The organism is Peteryoungia rhizophila, assembly GCF_004912145.1.
GTDB lineage: Bacteria > Pseudomonadota > Alphaproteobacteria > Rhizobiales > Rhizobiaceae > Allorhizobium > Allorhizobium rhizophilum.
The window spans coordinates 510,759-527,294 of sequence record NZ_STGT01000002.1 but is presented as its reverse complement, the minus strand read 5'-3'; the positions used below and the strand labels follow the sequence as shown (position 1 = coordinate 527,294).

Annotated in this window: 14 protein-coding genes and 1 other RNA gene; 8 read left to right on the top strand and 7 right to left on the bottom strand. The window is 60.5% G+C overall.

Annotated elements, in window-relative coordinates; translation table 11 throughout:
* Positions 1-25: 25 nt before the first annotated feature.
* The 3 genes from ftsH to E9677_RS08390 all read left to right on the top strand — a co-directional run bounded on the left by ftsH (position 26) and on the right by E9677_RS08390 (position 4,628).
* On the top strand, positions 26-1,957 hold the full coding sequence (gene ftsH / locus E9677_RS08400) for an ATP-dependent zinc metalloprotease FtsH (protein WP_136557644.1): 1,932 nt from the start codon (positions 26-28) through the stop codon (positions 1,955-1,957).
* A 248-nt stretch (positions 1,958-2,205) separates the two neighbouring features.
* On the top strand, positions 2,206-3,561 hold the full coding sequence (gene glmM / locus E9677_RS08395; protein WP_136557643.1) for a phosphoglucosamine mutase: 1,356 nt from the start codon (positions 2,206-2,208) through the stop codon (positions 3,559-3,561).
* Entirely contained in the window at positions 3,558-4,628 is a 1,071-nt protein-coding gene (locus E9677_RS08390) for an alcohol dehydrogenase family protein (protein ID WP_205910118.1), read from the top strand. The genes glmM and E9677_RS08390 overlap by 4 nt, the downstream gene beginning before the upstream one ends.
* 90 nt (positions 4,629-4,718) lie before the next feature.
* On the opposite strand, the gene E9677_RS08385 is transcribed toward E9677_RS08390, so the two are convergent.
* Positions 4,719-5,465, bottom strand: a complete 747-nt coding sequence (locus tag E9677_RS08385; RefSeq protein WP_136557642.1) for a YebC/PmpR family DNA-binding transcriptional regulator — start codon at positions 5,463-5,465, stop codon at positions 4,719-4,721.
* 161 nt (positions 5,466-5,626) lie between these two features.
* Between E9677_RS08385 and E9677_RS08380 the strand changes: the two genes are divergently transcribed.
* Positions 5,627-6,130 carry a pyridoxamine 5'-phosphate oxidase family protein gene (locus E9677_RS08380; protein WP_136557641.1) on the top strand — a complete coding sequence of 168 codons (504 nt, stop codon included), beginning with the start codon at positions 5,627-5,629 and terminating at the stop codon, positions 6,128-6,130.
* An 11-nt stretch (positions 6,131-6,141) separates the two neighbouring features.
* Here E9677_RS08380 and E9677_RS08375 read toward each other — a convergent pair whose 3' ends face one another.
* The 3 genes from E9677_RS08375 to E9677_RS08365 form a co-directional block, all read right to left on the bottom strand.
* Positions 6,142-6,984 (bottom strand): MBL fold metallo-hydrolase, encoded by an 843-nt coding sequence (locus E9677_RS08375; protein ID WP_136557640.1) that lies wholly within the window; start codon positions 6,982-6,984, stop codon positions 6,142-6,144.
* A 107-nt stretch (positions 6,985-7,091) separates the two neighbouring features.
* The gene (locus E9677_RS08370) at positions 7,092-7,916 is read right to left on the bottom strand and encodes a TIGR00282 family metallophosphoesterase (RefSeq protein WP_136557639.1); all 825 of its coding nucleotides are present in this window, start codon (positions 7,914-7,916) and stop codon (positions 7,092-7,094) included.
* Positions 7,917-7,926: 10 nt separating this feature from the next.
* Complete coding sequence (locus E9677_RS08365; protein WP_136558124.1) at positions 7,927-8,505, bottom strand: 5-formyltetrahydrofolate cyclo-ligase; 579 nt, start codon at positions 8,503-8,505, stop codon at positions 7,927-7,929.
* Positions 8,506-8,673: 168 nt separating this feature from the next.
* On the opposite strand from E9677_RS08365, the gene E9677_RS08360 reads away from it, so the two are divergent.
* Together E9677_RS08360 and E9677_RS08355 are read left to right on the top strand one after the other, a co-directional pair.
* Positions 8,674-10,686 (top strand): methyl-accepting chemotaxis protein, encoded by a 2,013-nt coding sequence (locus E9677_RS08360; protein WP_136557638.1) that lies wholly within the window; start codon positions 8,674-8,676, stop codon positions 10,684-10,686.
* A 212-nt stretch (positions 10,687-10,898) separates the two neighbouring features.
* The gene (locus E9677_RS08355) at positions 10,899-11,954 is read left to right on the top strand and encodes a RelA/SpoT domain-containing protein (RefSeq protein ID WP_136557637.1); all 1,056 of its coding nucleotides are present in this window, start codon (positions 10,899-10,901) and stop codon (positions 11,952-11,954) included.
* Positions 11,955-12,070: 116 nt separating this feature from the next.
* Here E9677_RS08355 and ssrS read toward each other — a convergent pair.
* From ssrS to E9677_RS08340, 3 genes are all read right to left on the bottom strand, one after another.
* Positions 12,071-12,229: non-coding RNA, 6S RNA (ssrS, locus tag E9677_RS08350), on the bottom strand.
* A gap of 54 nt (positions 12,230-12,283) precedes the next feature.
* On the bottom strand, positions 12,284-12,664 hold the full coding sequence (locus E9677_RS08345; protein ID WP_136557636.1) for a cell division protein ZapA: 381 nt from the start codon (positions 12,662-12,664) through the stop codon (positions 12,284-12,286).
* 70 nt (positions 12,665-12,734) lie between these two features.
* Entirely contained in the window at positions 12,735-13,007 is a 273-nt protein-coding gene (locus E9677_RS08340; protein ID WP_136557635.1) for a DUF4164 domain-containing protein, read from the bottom strand.
* A gap of 341 nt (positions 13,008-13,348) precedes the next feature.
* On the opposite strand from E9677_RS08340, the gene tkt reads away from it, so the two are divergent.
* Together tkt and gap are read left to right on the top strand one after the other, a co-directional pair.
* Complete coding sequence (gene tkt / locus E9677_RS08335; RefSeq protein WP_136557634.1) at positions 13,349-15,331, top strand: transketolase; 1,983 nt, start codon at positions 13,349-13,351, stop codon at positions 15,329-15,331.
* A gap of 74 nt (positions 15,332-15,405) precedes the next feature.
* On the top strand, positions 15,406-16,416 hold the full coding sequence (gene gap / locus E9677_RS08330; RefSeq protein WP_136557633.1) for a type I glyceraldehyde-3-phosphate dehydrogenase: 1,011 nt from the start codon (positions 15,406-15,408) through the stop codon (positions 16,414-16,416).
* Positions 16,417-16,536: the final 120 nt, after the last annotated feature.

The following is a 16,536-nucleotide window of genomic DNA, read 5'->3' as shown; positions in this document are numbered from 1 at the left end:
CCGCACCACAGGTTCGGGGAGTTCAATGAACCCAAATTTTCGCAACTTCGCGCTCTGGGCGATCATCGCCCTTTTGCTGATCGCCTTGTTCAGCATGTTCCAGACGTCGCCGTCCCAGACGGCCTCGAGCGAGATCCCCTATTCGCAGTTCCTGCGCGAAGTGGACGCTGGGCGCGTTCGTGAGGTAACGGTCACCGGCAACCGCGTTCTCGGCAAATACGCCGAATCCGGCACCGCCTTCCAGACCTATGCGCCCGTCGTCGACGACAACCTGCTGTCCAAGCTGGAAGCAGAAAACGTCATGATCGTCGCCCGCCCGGAAACGGACGGCTCCTCTGGCTTCCTGAGCTATGTCGGCACGCTTCTCCCCATGCTGCTGATTCTCGGTGTCTGGCTCTTCTTCATGCGCCAGATGCAGGGCGGCTCGCGTGGTGCCATGGGCTTCGGCAAGTCCAAGGCAAAACTGCTGACGGAAGCCCATGGCCGCGTCACGTTTGACGATGTGGCTGGCGTCGACGAAGCAAAGCAGGACCTCGAAGAAATCGTCGAATTCCTGCGCGACCCGCAGAAGTTCCAGCGCCTCGGCGGCAAGATCCCGCGCGGCGTGCTGCTCGTCGGCCCTCCGGGCACGGGTAAGACACTTCTCGCCCGCTCTGTTGCCGGCGAAGCCAACGTGCCCTTCTTCACCATTTCCGGTTCCGACTTCGTCGAAATGTTCGTCGGCGTCGGCGCGAGCCGCGTCCGCGACATGTTCGAGCAGGCGAAGAAGAACGCGCCTTGCATCATCTTCATCGACGAAATCGACGCCGTCGGCCGCCATCGTGGCGCCGGTCTCGGCGGCGGTAACGACGAACGCGAACAGACGCTCAACCAGCTGCTCGTCGAGATGGACGGCTTCGAAGCCAATGAAGGCATCATCCTGATCGCCGCAACCAACCGCCCCGACGTTCTTGACCCCGCCCTGCTGCGTCCGGGCCGTTTCGACCGCCAGGTCGTCGTCCCGAACCCCGACATCACCGGTCGCGAGCGCATCCTCAAGGTGCATGCCCGCAACGTGCCGCTGGCACCCAATGTCGACTTGAAGGTTCTCGCCCGTGGTACGCCCGGTTTCTCCGGTGCCGACTTGGCAAACCTGGTCAACGAAGCAGCTCTGATGGCCGCCCGCCGCAACAAGCGAGTCGTCACCATGGCAGAATTCGAAGACGCCAAGGACAAGATCATGATGGGCGCGGAACGCCGCTCGTCCGCCATGACCGAGGCCGAAAAGAAGCTCACCGCCTATCACGAAGCCGGCCACGCCATCACCGCCTTGCAGGTGCCGGCAGCCGATCCGCTGCACAAGGCGACCATCATTCCGCGCGGCCGTGCACTCGGCATGGTCATGCAGCTTCCCGAGGGCGACCGCTACTCGATGAGCTACAAGTGGATGGTCTCGCGCCTCGTCATCATGATGGGCGGCCGCGTCGCCGAAGAACTGACCTTCGGCAAGGAGAACATCACGTCGGGTGCCTCGTCGGACATCGAGCAGGCCACCAAGCTTGCCCGCGCCATGGTCACCCAGTGGGGCTTTTCCGACGTGCTCGGCCAGGTAGCCTATGGTGAAAACCAGCAGGAAGTCTTCCTCGGCCACTCGGTATCCCAATCGAAGAACGTCTCGGAATCGACCGCCCAGAAGATCGACATGGAAGTCCGCCGCCTGATCGACGAAGCCTATACCGAGGCCCGTCGCATCCTGACCGACCACCATGATGCGTTTGTCGCGATCGCCGAAGGCCTTCTCGAATACGAGACGCTGTCTGGCGAAGAGATCAAGGGGCTGATCCGCGGTGAAAAGCCGTCGCGCGACAATGGTGACGACAGCACGCCGAGCCGTGGCTCCGCCGTTCCCTCGACCGGCCGCAAGGACGCTCCGAAGGGTGGCGAGCCGGAAGGCGGTCTGGAACCGCAGCCGCACTGAACGGCACCATCCGACATCGAAAAAGGCCACCCCTGCGGGTGGCCTTTTTAGTTTCAGGTGCGCCCACCATGAGAATTCAGTGGAAGACCACCCCGCCGGTAACGCCGTGTAATCGACTTTAGCGCTATTTTACGTGTCCTTTACAGCGTTCTGTGGCATGAGCAGCCCACCACGGATCCCCGCGTGATCGCCGATGGACGATAATTTGGCGCAGCGGGTGAGATCGATAGGACTTGAAGGAACACTCGATGACACGTCGTTACTTCGGCACGGACGGCATTCGCGGCCTCTCCAACCGCTTCCCCATGACGCCTGACCTCGCCATGCGGGTCGGTATCGCGGCCGGCACGATCTTCCGCCGCGGCGGCCATCGCCACCGCGTGGTGATCGGCAAGGATACCCGCCTCTCCGGCTACATGCTGGAAAACGCAATGGTCGCCGGCTTCACGGCTGCCGGCCTCGACGCCTTCGTTCTCGGCCCGATCCCGACGCCGGCAGTCGCCATGCTGACGCGCTCGCTGCGCTGCGACCTCGGCGTGATGATCTCGGCCTCGCACAATCCCTTCGCCGACAATGGCATCAAGCTCTTTGGTCCCGATGGCTACAAGCTCTCCGACGAGCTGGAGCTGCAGATCGAAGACATGCTGGAGAAGGATATCTACGGCCAGCTGGCAGCCCCGAACGACATCGGCCGTGCCAAGCGTATCGACGGCGTGCATGACCGCTATGTCGAGTTCGCCAAGCGCACCCTGCCCCGCGACGTCACCCTGCATGGCCTGCGCGTGGCGATCGACTGTGCCAATGGCGCCGCCTACAAGGTGGCACCCGCAGCCCTCTGGGAACTCGGTGCCGACGTCGTGACCATCGGCGACGAACCGAACGGCACCAATATCAATCTCGAATGCGGCTCCACCCATCCGGACGCGCTGCAGAAGAAGGTGCATGAGACCCGCGCCGATATCGGCATTGCGCTGGATGGCGACGCTGACCGGGTCATCATCGTCGATGAGAACGGCGCAGTGGTCGACGGCGACCAGCTGATGGCCGTGATTGCCGAGACCTGGGCACAGGACCAGACGCTGCGTGGTGGCGGCATCGTGGCGACCGTCATGTCGAACCTCGGCCTCGAGCGCTTCCTCGGCGACAAGGGCCTGACGCTGGCCCGCACCAAGGTCGGTGACCGCTATGTCGTCGAGCACATGCGCCAGAACGACTTCAACATCGGCGGCGAGCAGTCCGGCCACATCGTGCTCGCCGACCACGGCACGACCGGCGACGGCCTCGTGGCCGCCCTTCAGATCCTCGCTGCCGTCAAGCGCACGGGTCGCACCGTCAGCGAACTCTGCCACCGTTTCGAACCCGTGCCGCAGCTCCTTCGCAATGTCCGCTTCTCCGGTGGCAAGCCGCTGGAAGACGCCGTGGTCAAGCAGGCGATCGCCGACGCCGAAGCCGAGCTGGCGAAATCCGGTCGCCTGGTCATCCGCCCTTCCGGCACGGAGCCTCTGATCCGCGTAATGGCCGAAGGCGACGACCGCGCTCAGGTCGAGCGCATCGTCAACGAACTCGTTGACGTCATCGGCAGCGTCCGCAGCGCCGCCGCATGACGGCTCAGATGCAGGCAGTCGTCACCACCGCAACCGGTGGTGACGACAAGCTCTGTTTCACCACGGTGCCGTTTCCCGTTCCGGGCAAAGGCGAAGTACTGCTCAAGGTGCTGGCGGCCGGCGTCAACAATACAGATATCAACACACGCCTTGGATGGTATGCCGCATCGGTCAGCACAGGCACGCAAGGTGCCGCCGAAGATGCAACCGCTTCACGACCGGATGGCGGCTGGGGCAAACCCACGCCATTCCCCCTCATTCAGGGCACAGATTGCTGCGGAGAAGTGGTCTCTGTCGGACCAGCTGGAGATAGCAGCATCATCGGTTCGCGTGTTCTGGTCAGGGCCTGTATGCGACCGAACGGCTTTGCTTCCATGGACAATATATGGATGGGATCCGACTTCGACGGTGCGTTCGCACAATTCGTCAAAGTGCCCGCCAGCGAGATTTTCGCCGTCGATTGCAGCTGGACGGACGCCGAACTCGCGACAATTCCCTGCGCCTATGGAACGGCTGAAAACATGTTGCACCGGGCCAGGGTATCGGCCGGAATGCGCGTGCTGATATCGGGTGCCTCCGGCGGTGTAGGTTCAGCGGCAGTACAGCTCGCGAAACGCCGTGGTGCCGAGGTGATAGGCATATCCGCGAAGGGCAAACACGATATCATCAGGTCGATCGGGGCGGACCGGATGCTGGACCGCGACGAAGACGTGGTCGGTATTCTCAGACAGGATAGCATCGATATTGTCGTCGACAATGTTGCAGGTCCCGGTTTCGGGGCCATGCTCCAAGTGCTGAAGCGCGGCGGAACCTATGTTTCCTCGGGCGCAATTGCCGGGCCGATCGTAGAACTCGACATGCGCGACTTCTACCTCAAGAACCTGACCTTGCTCGGCTGTACCGCCTGGGAAGAACCCGTCTTTCCCGATCTCATTTCCTATATCGAGCGGGGCGAAATCCGCCCTCTTCTCGACCGAACCTATCGATTGGACCAGATCGCCCTCGCACAACGCGAATTTCTGGAAAAGCGCCATGTCGGCAAAATGGTCCTGATGCCCCCTCAGTAGAAACCCGCGGAATTTGACGGTGGAATTCTTGCAAACAAAAGCCCGGCATCCTGAGACACCGGGCTTCAGTATTCACGTTCTCTGAAGAAATTAGGCGGACAGCTTCGCCATGACTTCGTCGGAGACTTCGAAGTTCGAATAGACGTTCTGCACGTCGTCATCGTCTTCCAGCGTGTCGATCAGCTTCATCAGCGAGGTCGCCTTTTCCTCGTCAACTTCGATCGTGTTCTGCGGCTTCCAGATCGCCTTCACGGATTCGGCTTCGCCGAGCACCGCTTCCAGCGCCTTGGACACTTCGTTCATGTCCTCGAAGGCGCAGTAGATGGTGTGGCCGTCTTCATCCGAAGCCACGTCCTCGGCACCGGCTTCGATCGCCGCTTCCATGACCTTGTCGGCATCGCCGACAGAAGCCTTGTAGGTGATCTCGCCGACATGATCGAAGGAGAAGGACACCGAGCCGGTTTCACCCAGGGCGCCGCCAGCCTTGGAGAAGGTCGAACGGACGACGGATGCCGTGCGGTTGCGGTTGTCGGTCAATGTCTCGACGATGACAGCAACGCCACCCGGACCGTAGCCCTCGTAGCGGATCGCGTCATAGGTCTCGGCATCGGCGCCCGAGGCCTTCTTGATGGCGCGCTCGATGTTGTCCTTCGGCATCGACTGTGCCTTGGCATTCTGCACAGCGAGACGAAGTGCCGCATTCATCGTCGGGTCAGGCAGACCGACTTTTGCAGCAACCGTGATTTCGCGCGCGAGCTTGGAGAACATCTTGGAACGGATGCCGTCCTGCTTGCCCTTGCGGTGCATGATGTTTTTAAACTGTGAATGGCCAGCCATGGCACCCCTGATCAGGTCTGAATGTTGGGAATGGGCGCCTTATAAGGGCGAAACCGGCCCTGTTCAAGCCCAAGCAACAGCCACGATGGACGTGCTGCGACAGGAACAAGTCAGCGGCGAACTCGTTGCCTCCCCGAACAACCGTAAGGGAGACAGACGACATGGCAAGCTTCACCGAAGCACGCGAAAATCCGGTAGAACAGCTCTGGGAAGAAATCGATAACGTACATGCTGGCATGCTCGGTCTTGTCGGCTCCGATCAGGCCATGCGCCCCATGGCGCCTCAGGCGGACCGCTCGACACACGTCATCTGGTTCTTCACCAAAACGGACACCGATCTCGTCAAGGCCTTGCGCCCGGGCAGCCGCGCGCAGTTCTGCATTATCGGCAAGGACCACGACTATCATGCGTCGCTGACTGGCAACCTAACCGTGGTGAAGGACCAGACGAAAATCGACGAATACTGGAATTCGGTCGTGGCCGCCTGGTACGAGGGTGGCAAATCCGATCCGCTTCTCACCATGCTGGCCCTTTCTCTGGACGAAGGCGAGATCTGGGCCTCGACCGGCAGCACGGTCAAGTTCGGCTGGGAAATCGCCAAGGCGAACCTCAACCCGGAAAAGATGCCTGACGTCGGCGTCCACCGCCACGTCCGCTTCGCCTGAGGCGTAGCGGATCAGACCCCCTGCAAGACGAGGATTAGCGGCTTCTTCGGCAATGTCCGCATGGACACGGTGAAGCCGCGGTTCTCCGAAATCTGCGTATCGAACTCACCGCCAAACATCGAAAGAAACGTCTCGATCGGCGGCCCCCGGCGATGCATGGGCAGGACGACGGCGGATCTCAAGCGCTTGACGATCCGGCTCATGCTGTCCGCGCCCAGCGTCAATCCGCCATCGACCGGCACCATCAGAATATCCAGCCGCCCGATTTCGCCGTAATGCGTATCGGTCAATTCATGATGCAGATGGCCGAGATGGCCGATGCAGAGACCGGCGACCTCGATGATGAAGATCGAGTTGCCGTTCGCCTCCATATCGCCGCCCCAGCTGCGAATGTCGGTCGAGACATTGCGCACATAGGCGTCCCCGACGACCAGCCGGTGCTGGATTGGTTGCCCCGGCTCGGCCTCGTTCCAGCCCTGCAAAACGGCGCCGATCGCCGGATCCGGATTGAGCGTGTAGTGGCTCGAATGCGCCTTGTTCATCGTCACGACATCAGGCGTACGTGATGTGCGAAGCCAGCCGTTGAAATCCGTGGCAATGGAAATGCCGCCCGGTGTGTCGATCTGGAACGTCGAATGCCCGACGAAGGTAATAACGACATCTTCCTGAACCTGGGCAAGGGTCAGCGCCGGAACGCCCGATGCCGGTGGCGTGTAATTCGCATACTGGACGTTAGGGATCTTCTCGGCGATCAGCTGACATTGGCTGACCTGCGGGCGCGGGGCCTCTTGCGCAACGGCAGTTCCGGCCACAGCCGCGAGCGCCATCATGGACAACACCAGTTTCAGCATCATGCCGCTCCCTGCACCGTCTTCCCTACGGCTCAGAATGCGGGAGCGTCGGGAATGCGTAAAGCGGCCTCCCCGTCCGCCAGCGTCACAATGGCGTTATCGGAGGGCGCTCAGGCCCAGAACGGCGGGATAGTTTCGGCGAGGCGAGGTCCGATCCGGAGCGGCGCGATGTTTTCGGCAAGGCCCGTGCTGTCTGAAATCTCAACGCCGACGCCGCAGATCGTCGCCGGACCGCTCGCCGCCTCGAAACGCCCCTTCGGCATCTTCGAGATGAAGCGGTTGAGCGGCTCTTCCTTCTCCATGCCGAGCGAGGAGTCGTAATCGCCGCACATGCCGGCATCCGACATATAGGCCGTACCGCCGTTCAGGATCTGGTGATCGGCGGTCGGCACATGCGTATGCGTGCCGACCACGAAGCTCGCACGACCATCGACGAAATGGCCGAAGCACTGCTTCTCGCTGGTCGCCTCCGCATGGAAGTCGAACACGATGACATCGGCCTGCTCCTTAAGAGGACAGGCAGCCAGGATCGTCTCGGCCGACTTGAAGGGGTCGTCGAGTTCGGGATGCATGAAGACGCGGCCCATGATGTTGGCCACCAGCACCCGCGCGCCGTTGCGGGCGTAGTAGAGGCCGGATCCCTTGCCCGGTGTGCCGGAGGGATAATTGGCCGGCCGCAGGAACTGATCGTGCCGGGTGCAGAAGCTCACGGCTTCCTTCTGATCCCAGACATGGTTTCCGGTTGTCACCACATCGGCGCCGGCATTGATCGTCTCGAGATAGATGTCTTCTGTGATGCCGAAACCGCCGGCGGCGTTCTCGCCGTTGACGATGACGAAATCGAGCTTCAAGTCGGAGATGAGGCCCGGCAACCGCTCCCACACAGCCGTTCGTCCGGTCTTGCCTACCATATCTCCGAGAAACAGAAGTCGCATTTTCGTCCAATCAATCCGTGAATGTCCTGAGGCCGCTTTCGGTCAGCACGGCGTCCAGCTGGACATCATGAGCCTCGAAGGGCACTTCTGCCACCTCCTGACAGTCGAATGCAATGCCGATCAATCGAGGATGCCGGCCTTTTTCCTTCAGGCGCGCGATGGCCCGGTCATAATGGCCGGCTCCATAACCGATGCGGTGGCCGGACGCATCGAAGGCCGAGAGCGGAACGAGAAGCATATCCGGGTCGAGAACGACGGCTTCTGGCCCCGGGCCGCGGGTGCCGAAGCCAGTATCGACGAGCTCGGCTCCCGGCACCAATTCGCGAAAGACGATGGTCTCTTTGTCCAATGTGACAGGCAGGCAGAGGCGTGCACCGCGTGCCTTGAGCCGCGCCATCAACGGGCGGATGTCGGCTTCCGAGCGGATCGGAAAAAAACCGGACACAACGAGGCCGGGTTCGAGAGGCAGTGTGTCCCCAGCAAACTCTGCCATAGCGAGGCTGTGCTCAAGCCTGAGGTCCGGCGGAATGGCATCCCGAGCCGCCAGTCGCGCCTTGCGGATATCCACCTTCAATTCCCGCTTAACAATCATCAAAACGCCTTTCGACGACCAGACCCGCCAAATTTGGGGAGGCCATCAACGAAAAAACACGAATTTGTACTTCGTCAAGTTTGTTTCCAATACCTCTGGAAAACCAAGGCTTAACCCAATCCCCTTAGACTATCGTACAAGTCAACGTTCCAGGGGCATCTTTTCATGCAGTTCTTTTCGCGCTTCGGCATCACGAAAACTATCACCGCGACGACGGTCTTGATCCTCGTCGCGTCACTCGGCGCCGTCGCGTGGGTCATCTCCGGCAGCATCCAGACGCGCATCCAGGAACAGGCCATCGCCGGCCAGGATGCGAGCCTTCGCACCGCCGCCACCATCATCGAACGGGATCTGCCCGGCACCCAGATCACCTGGGCTCAGGACGGCAATGTCCAGCGCATCGTGATGGAAGCCATCCCGACAGAGTTCACCGAACACGGCATGATCGACACGATTGGCCGGATGACCGGTCAGACCGCGACGATCTTCGCCTGGGATGCCGAGAGCAAGGACTTCTGGCGCCGCACGACCAACATCATCAAGCCAGACGGTAACCGCGCCGTGGGCACGGCACTCGGCCAGACCGGCGCCGTCTATCCTTTCTCCATCAAGGGTGAAGTGTATCGCGGCGAGGCCGTGATCCTCGAGACCCCGTATTACACAATTTACCAGCCGATCTTCTCGCCGGCCGGCGATGTGCTCGGCATCCTCTATGCCGGCGTTCGCAAGGCCGACATCAACAGCATCGCGACCGAGATGACCTATGCCATCGGCACCACGGCGCTGATCGTGCTCCTGATCGCCGCAACGCTCATTGCCCTTCTCGTTCGCCGCATCGTCGGTTCGCTTCCGCGCCTGACCGCCGTTGCCGACCGCCTGGCCTCCGGCCAGCTCGAGACGTCTGTTCCCGATCAGGAGCTGAAGAACGAGATCGGCGCGCTTGCCCGTGCCATCAACGTCTTCCGCGAAAGCGCCATCCAGAAGATCGAGATCGAGCGCGGCGCTGCAGAAGCTGCGGCGCAGGGTGAGAAGGACCGCGCTGAACGCGAAATCGCAAAGGCAGAAGACGCACGCGCCGTGCAGGACGCTGTCGATTGTCTCGCTGACGGGCTCAACAAGTTGAGCGACGGCGACCTGACGGTCCGCATCGACCGCACCTTCTCCGGCAACCTCGACCGCCTGCGTGTCGACTTCAACGCCTCTGTCGAGAAACTGAGCAGCACGCTTTCCGAAATCCGCGGCGAAACCTCCGGCATCGAGGCGAGCTCCGCCGAGATGCGCTCTGCAAACGACGACCTGTCGAAGCGCACGGAACAGCAGGCTGCCTCGCTCGAAGAAACCTCTGCTGCCCTGGAAGAGATCACCTCCACGGTTCGCGGCTCTTCGGCCAAGGCAGACGAAGCCGCCACCATGGCAACCAAGGCCCGCCAGAGCACCGAAACTTCCAGCAAGGTCGTGTCTGACGCGATCGAGGCGATGAGCCGCATCGAGCAGGCCTCCAGCGAAATCTCCAAGATCATCAACGTGATCGACGAAATCGCCTTCCAGACCAACCTCCTGGCACTGAACGCAGGTGTCGAGGCGGCCCGCGCAGGCGAAGCCGGCAAGGGTTTTGCCGTCGTCGCCCAGGAAGTTCGCGAACTCGCCCAGCGTTCAGCCAACGCCGCGAAGGACATCAAGGCGCTGATCCACAAGTCGGGCGAAGCCGTCGCTGGCGGCGTATCGCTGGTCCAGCAGACTGGCACCGCCCTCGGCGAGATCTCCAACCAGGTGGCCGTCATCAACGACCACATCACGGCGATCGCCTCCGCTGCCCGTGAACAGTCGGTCGCGCTCAACGAGATCAACGGCTCGGTCAACCACATGGACCAGTTCACCCAAAAGAACGCCGCCATGGTGGAAGAAGCAACTGCAGTCACGCATCGTCTGGCCGACAGCGCCCGCAATCTCGGCGGCTTCGTCGCGCAGTTCCGGATTGCCGGTGGCACGAACCACGCTCCGGCTCACCAGCCGTCTGCCCCTGCCCCGCGTGCCGCGGCACCTCGTCCGGCCGCTGCGCCCGTCCAGGCCCGCCCGGTCGCCTCACCGGCGCGCAAGATGGTCGGCAACCTGGCCAAGGCCTTTGGCGGCGGCAACACGGCAGCCGCGACAGCACAGGACAACTGGGAAGAATTCTGATCCCAGATCTCGGAAACAAAGAAAAGCCGTCGCGAGCGATCGCGGCGGCTTTCCTGCGTCAGGTTTTTAAACAGCCACAAATTAGATTTGGACAGGCACGGCCTCATCAGAAGCAAACTGTCAAAGCTCTGGACCCGCTCCGCTATTCATCGCACACTAACCAAAATTCATTTTAGACTCTCACAGTCACTATAAAGAATGAGCCTCGCATTATGGCATTTATCACCCCACCCCAATCCAAATCACAAGTGAGGCAAGCCGGTAAGGCCATAGCGGAGGGCACGGCTCAGCCCTCAGATTATGCACTGGTGGACCAATGGAGAGCCTCTCATAGTTACGTGATCAACACATTTAAAGTATGGCTGCGGCGCAAAATCGAGACTTCAGGGATTGAGGCAGAATTTGCTCAGCGCCTGAAACGACGAAATACTGTCTTAGATAAATTGAAACGAAAAAAGCCTGATGGAACACCACTGATCCGCGACGTGACCACGATGCAAGATTTCGCTGGATGCCGACTAATATTTAATGACATCGAACAACTAAATGTTTTTAGAGACTTTCTATTGTCTAGCAAAGTCTTAGATAACGTCAAGCACAAACTCAAGCACGAAGACAGAAATAAATACAATTATATAGAGCACCCGAAGATAAGTGGCTACCGTGGCATTCATGACGTCGTTCTACACTTTCCGCGCCCACACCGAAAAGGTGACGAAACCTCCGAGCCATGGCAGGGACTAATGGTAGAGGTTCAATATAGAACGAGAGCGCAACACGCCTGGGCGACTGCTCTTGAAATCTCGGACATCGTGGACCGACAGAGAACAAAATTTGGATATGGCGATGATGAGCGCGGCCTCTTCTTCGCAATGGCGAGTGAGATCATCGCTCGACACTATGAAAATTTATCCAGGGCCTTTGAGGACGTTAGCGACGAGGAGCTCAACCTTCGGTTCAGCGCAATGGAAAATGAACTCGGAATCCTGCAAAGATTAAGCGCGATGCGTCAGTTTGAGAGTTACGACATACTTGGAAAGCACAACGTCCTGAATATTCGCATTAACGATGATGGAGATTACTCTCTGGACGTCCAGGTATTCCGCAACGCCCAAGATGCAATAACAAGAGCAAACGAACTTGAAGAAAGCACAAAAAGCATTAACGCCGTTTACGTCACCGGAGAACCAAAGCAATTGCGAAGCGCCTACAGAAACTACTTCAACGATCCAGTGGACTTCGTGGCGCTACTAAGCAATTTGAACTAAAAACAAAAAAACAATAAACAAAAAATCGCGACTTAAAATGAAACTTACCAATTTATAGTGATCGGCTTGCAGTCAAATGATCATACAACTTAATTTCCTGTGTGGAGGGGAATTAAGTGCGATCCACGGCAACCGGTGGATTTTTACGATCCTGGGTGCCTACAAACGTAGGTGGGCGCCATATGTCCGAGCCCACGGGCCCGGCCAGGGACAGCTCCCTTTGGATCGAGTATGGCCCCAGGGATTGTGGTTCCTGTCGTGAGGCGCAGATCGCAAATCAGATATAGGCTCTTCGTGCCTGCTCCGCCAGTGGGCTTGGCAAATAGTCCTCAGGCCTGCGGCTGGGGTGCAGGTCGCTGGGTTAGCTTGCGGGTAATTCCATTCAGCCGCTCGGCAAGGTCCGCGATCGCATGCACCACCGCTTCTTCCCGGCTATGCACGCCGGACAGCACGCTGTCGCGTCCCTCGCGGAAACCTGCGAGTTCTGCCTCCGCCGCCGCTAAGCGTCGGTTGATCTCGGCCATTTCGTCCATGACCATGATCCCGGCCATGACGGTGATCCTGAGATCCCCGATTTCGCCGAACTGCCCCTTGAGATGACCAACGTAGCGATCGAACTGGTTTGCGAGCTCGGTCAGATGGGATTCCTGCCCCTCCTCGCAAGCCATGCGATAGGCTTTTCCGTCGATCGTGACTGTGACCTGCGCCATCGGCCTTCCAACTCTTTTCTACGCGTGGCGCCCGGGCGCCAGAAGCAAACAGGGGCCAGCCGGCCAACAATCAGCGATCGAGCACCGCGCGGATCGTCTCCATGGCCGTGACCAGACGACGTGATACCTCACGATTGACCTCTTCGAGTCGATTGGCCCGAAACTCCGACTGGTCCAGTTCCTGGGCGAGGCGCGACCGATCGGCATGCACCCGCCGGACCTCACCGTCGATCTCCATACTCTCGCGCTCCGCCTCGAAGCGCATGTCGACGGCATTCTCCAACCCGGCGACAGCCTGGCGAAGCGCCGTGAGCGCGGCATCCACCGAATTTTCCGCCGGCATGATTGTGCCCCTGCTTCACTGACGTCTGTTCGCCACACGAATCGTCGTGGCTGCCGTGATGATGTGAGCCGGGACAGTAAGCCCCGGCCTTGCCGCGCGTCAATAAAGTGCAAGCCATACACTGAAGCCAATTCTGTGGAAGACTGCCACAAATTGCCGCTTGGAAATTCATAGCGAAAACTCGCACAGGAATGAGGCAGCGCGATGATTTATTGGCTCCAGAAACGCCCGAAGCCGGGCCATTTGTTGACTTGCGCGATGCACCTGATAAGGATCACCCCCGTTCAGGCGGCCCACCCCGGCGGGCCGTGTCTCGAAGCCCCGGAACAAGCGGAAAAGCCATGATTTCTCCCGAAAAACATCAGCGGATGGCGAATGCGATCCGTTTCCTCGCCATGGATGCAGTGGAAAAGGCCAATTCCGGCCATCCCGGCATGCCCATGGGCTGCGCCGATGTCGCGACCGTCCTCTTCAGCCGCTACCTGAGCTTCGACCCCAAGAACCCGCTCTGGCCCGACCGTGACCGTTTCGTCCTTTCGGCCGGCCATGGCTCGATGCTGATCTACTCGCTCCTCTATCTTACGGGATACGAGGACATGACCATCGAGGATATCAAGTCCTTCCGTCAGCTCGGCGCCAAGACCGCCGGCCATCCGGAATACGGCCACGCTTCCGGTATCGAGACGACCACCGGGCCGCTCGGCCAGGGCATCGCCACGGCTGTCGGCATGGCACTCGCCGAGAAGAAGCTCGAAGACGAGTTCGGCTCGGACCTGCAGAACCACTACACCTACGTGCTTGCCGGTGACGGCTGCCTCATGGAAGGCATCAGCCAGGAAGCGATCACGCTTGCGGGTCACCTGAAATTGAACAAGCTGATCGTCTTCTGGGATGACAACGGCATCTCGATCGACGGCGCGGTCTCGCTCGCCGATTCGACCGACCAGCATGCCCGTTTCCGTTCGGCCAACTGGAATACGATTGCCATCGACGGCCACGATCCGGATGCCATCGCTTCCGCCATCGAAACCGCGAAGAAGTCCGACAAGCCGACCATGATCGCCGCCAAGACCGTCATCGGCTTCGGCGCCCCGAACAAGGCCGGCACCCACAAGGTTCACGGCTCGCCACTCGGTGCCGATGAAATTGCCGCGACTCGCAAGGCGCTCGGCTGGGAAGAAGAAGCCTTCTCTATCCCCGCTGACGTACTCGACGCCTGGCGCCTCGCCGGCCTGCGCTCGACCAAGACCCGCAAGGACTGGGAAGCCCGCCTCGCTGGCGCCGACACGGAGAAGCGCGCGGAGTTCAACCGCCGCTTCGCCGGCGAACTTCCAGGTACGCTTGCCGGCGCCATTGACGCCTACAAGAAGAAGCTCGCTGAAACCAAGCCGACGGTCGCGACCCGCAAGGCTTCGGAAGATGCGCTCGAAGTCATCAACGGTGTCGTCACCGAAACGCTCGGCGGCTCCGCTGACCTGACCGGCTCGAACAACACCAAGACCAGCCAGACCCAGTCGATCACCCCGACTGACTTCTCCGGCCGTTACATCCATTACGGTATCCGCGAACACGGCATGGCCGCCGCCATGAACGGGATCGCGCTGCATGGCGGCCTAATCCCCTATTCCGGCGGCTTCCTGATCTTCTCGGACTATTGCCGTCCGTCTATCCGTCTGGCCGCCCTCATGGGCATCCGTGTCATCCACGTTCTGACCCATGATTCCATCGGTCTCGGCGAAGACGGCCCGACCCACCAGCCGGTCGAGCACATGGCAGCCTTGCGCGCCATTCCAAACCTGATGATGTTCCGCCCGGCCGACGCCACGGAAACGGTCGAGTGCTGGCAGGTTGCGCTGGAAACCAAGGATCGTCCGTCGGGCCTCGCGCTGACGCGCCAGAACCTGATCCCGGCCCGCACCGAATATGAAGAGCGCAACCTCTGCGCCCAGGGTGCCTATGAGCTGATCTCGGCCAGCGACGCAAAGGTTTCGATCTTCGCTTCCGGTTCGGAAGTGGAAATCGCGATCAAGGCCCAGCAGCAACTGGAAGCCAAGGGCATTCCGGCCCGCGTCGTGTCCGTTCCCTGCTTCGAGCTCTTCTTCGATCAGGACGCCGACTACCAGGAAGCGATCATCGGCAACGCGCCGGTCAAGATCGCGGTCGAAGCCGGCATCCGCCAGGGCTGGGACGCAATCATCGGCTCCACCGGCACCTTCATCGGCATGACGTCCTTCGGCGCCTCCGGCCCGGCCAAGGAACTCTACAAGCACTTCGGCATCACGGCCGACGCTGTTGTCGCCGCAGCCGAAGCCAAGCTTGCCTGACACCATCCCGCCAGGGCGCGACTGTCGCGCCCTGACCTGCCTGCCAAGCCATCTATTCAATCGGGAGTGCACCAATGACTGTGAAAGTTGCCATCAACGGCTTCGGCCGTATCGGACGTAACGTTCTCCGCGCCATCGTCGAATCCGGCCGTACCGACATCGAAGTCGTCGCCATCAACGATCTCGGCCCGGTCGAAACCAACGCCCACCTGCTGCGTTACGACTCGATCCACGGCAAGTTCCCGGCCACCGTGAAGGTCGACGGCGACACGATCACCATTGACGGCGGCAAGCCGATCAAGGTCACTGCGATCAAGGATCCGGCAACCCTTCCGCACAAGGAACTCGGCATCGATATCGCCATGGAATGCACCGGCATTTTCACATCGCGTGACAAGGCCGCCCTGCATCTCCAGGCTGGCGCCAAGCGCGTCATCGTCTCGGCACCGGCAGACGGCGCAGACCTGACCGTCGTCTTCGGCGTCAACCACGACCAGCTGACCAAGGACCATCTGGTCATCTCCAACGCGTCCTGCACGACGAACTGCCTGGTTCCGGTCGTCAAGACGCTTGATGACGCCGTTGGCATCGACCACGGCTTCATGACGACGATCCACTCCTACACGGGTGACCAGCCGACGCTCGACACCATGCACAAGGACCTGTACCGCGCCCGCGCAGCAGCCCTGTCCATGATCCCGACCTCGACGGGTGCTGCCAAGGCCGTTGGCCTGGTCCTGCCGCATCTCAAGGGCCGCCTCGACGGCACCTCGATCCGCGTGCCGACCCCGAACGTCTCGGTCGTCGACTTCAAGTTCGTTGCCAAGCGGAACACCACGGTTCAGGAAATCAACGACGCCATCATCGCTGCTTCCGACGGCGCGCTGAAGGGCATCCTCGGCTACACCGACGAGCCGCTGGTTTCCCGCGACTTCAATCACGACAGCCACTCATCGATCTTCGCGCTCGACCAGACCAAGGTTCTCGAAGGCAACTTCGTCCGCATCCTGACCTGGTACGACAACGAGTGGGGCTTCTCCAACCGCATGTCGGACACGGCAGTGGCAATGGCGAAGCTGATCTGAACTTACTGACTTTGTCTCGCATGAAAGGCGGGCCAGCAATGGCTCGCCTTTTTCGTTTTCGGGGATGGCCGAGCGTCCGCAAAAAAATTCGTTCCGATCGGGAACAATTGAGCGGCTCGC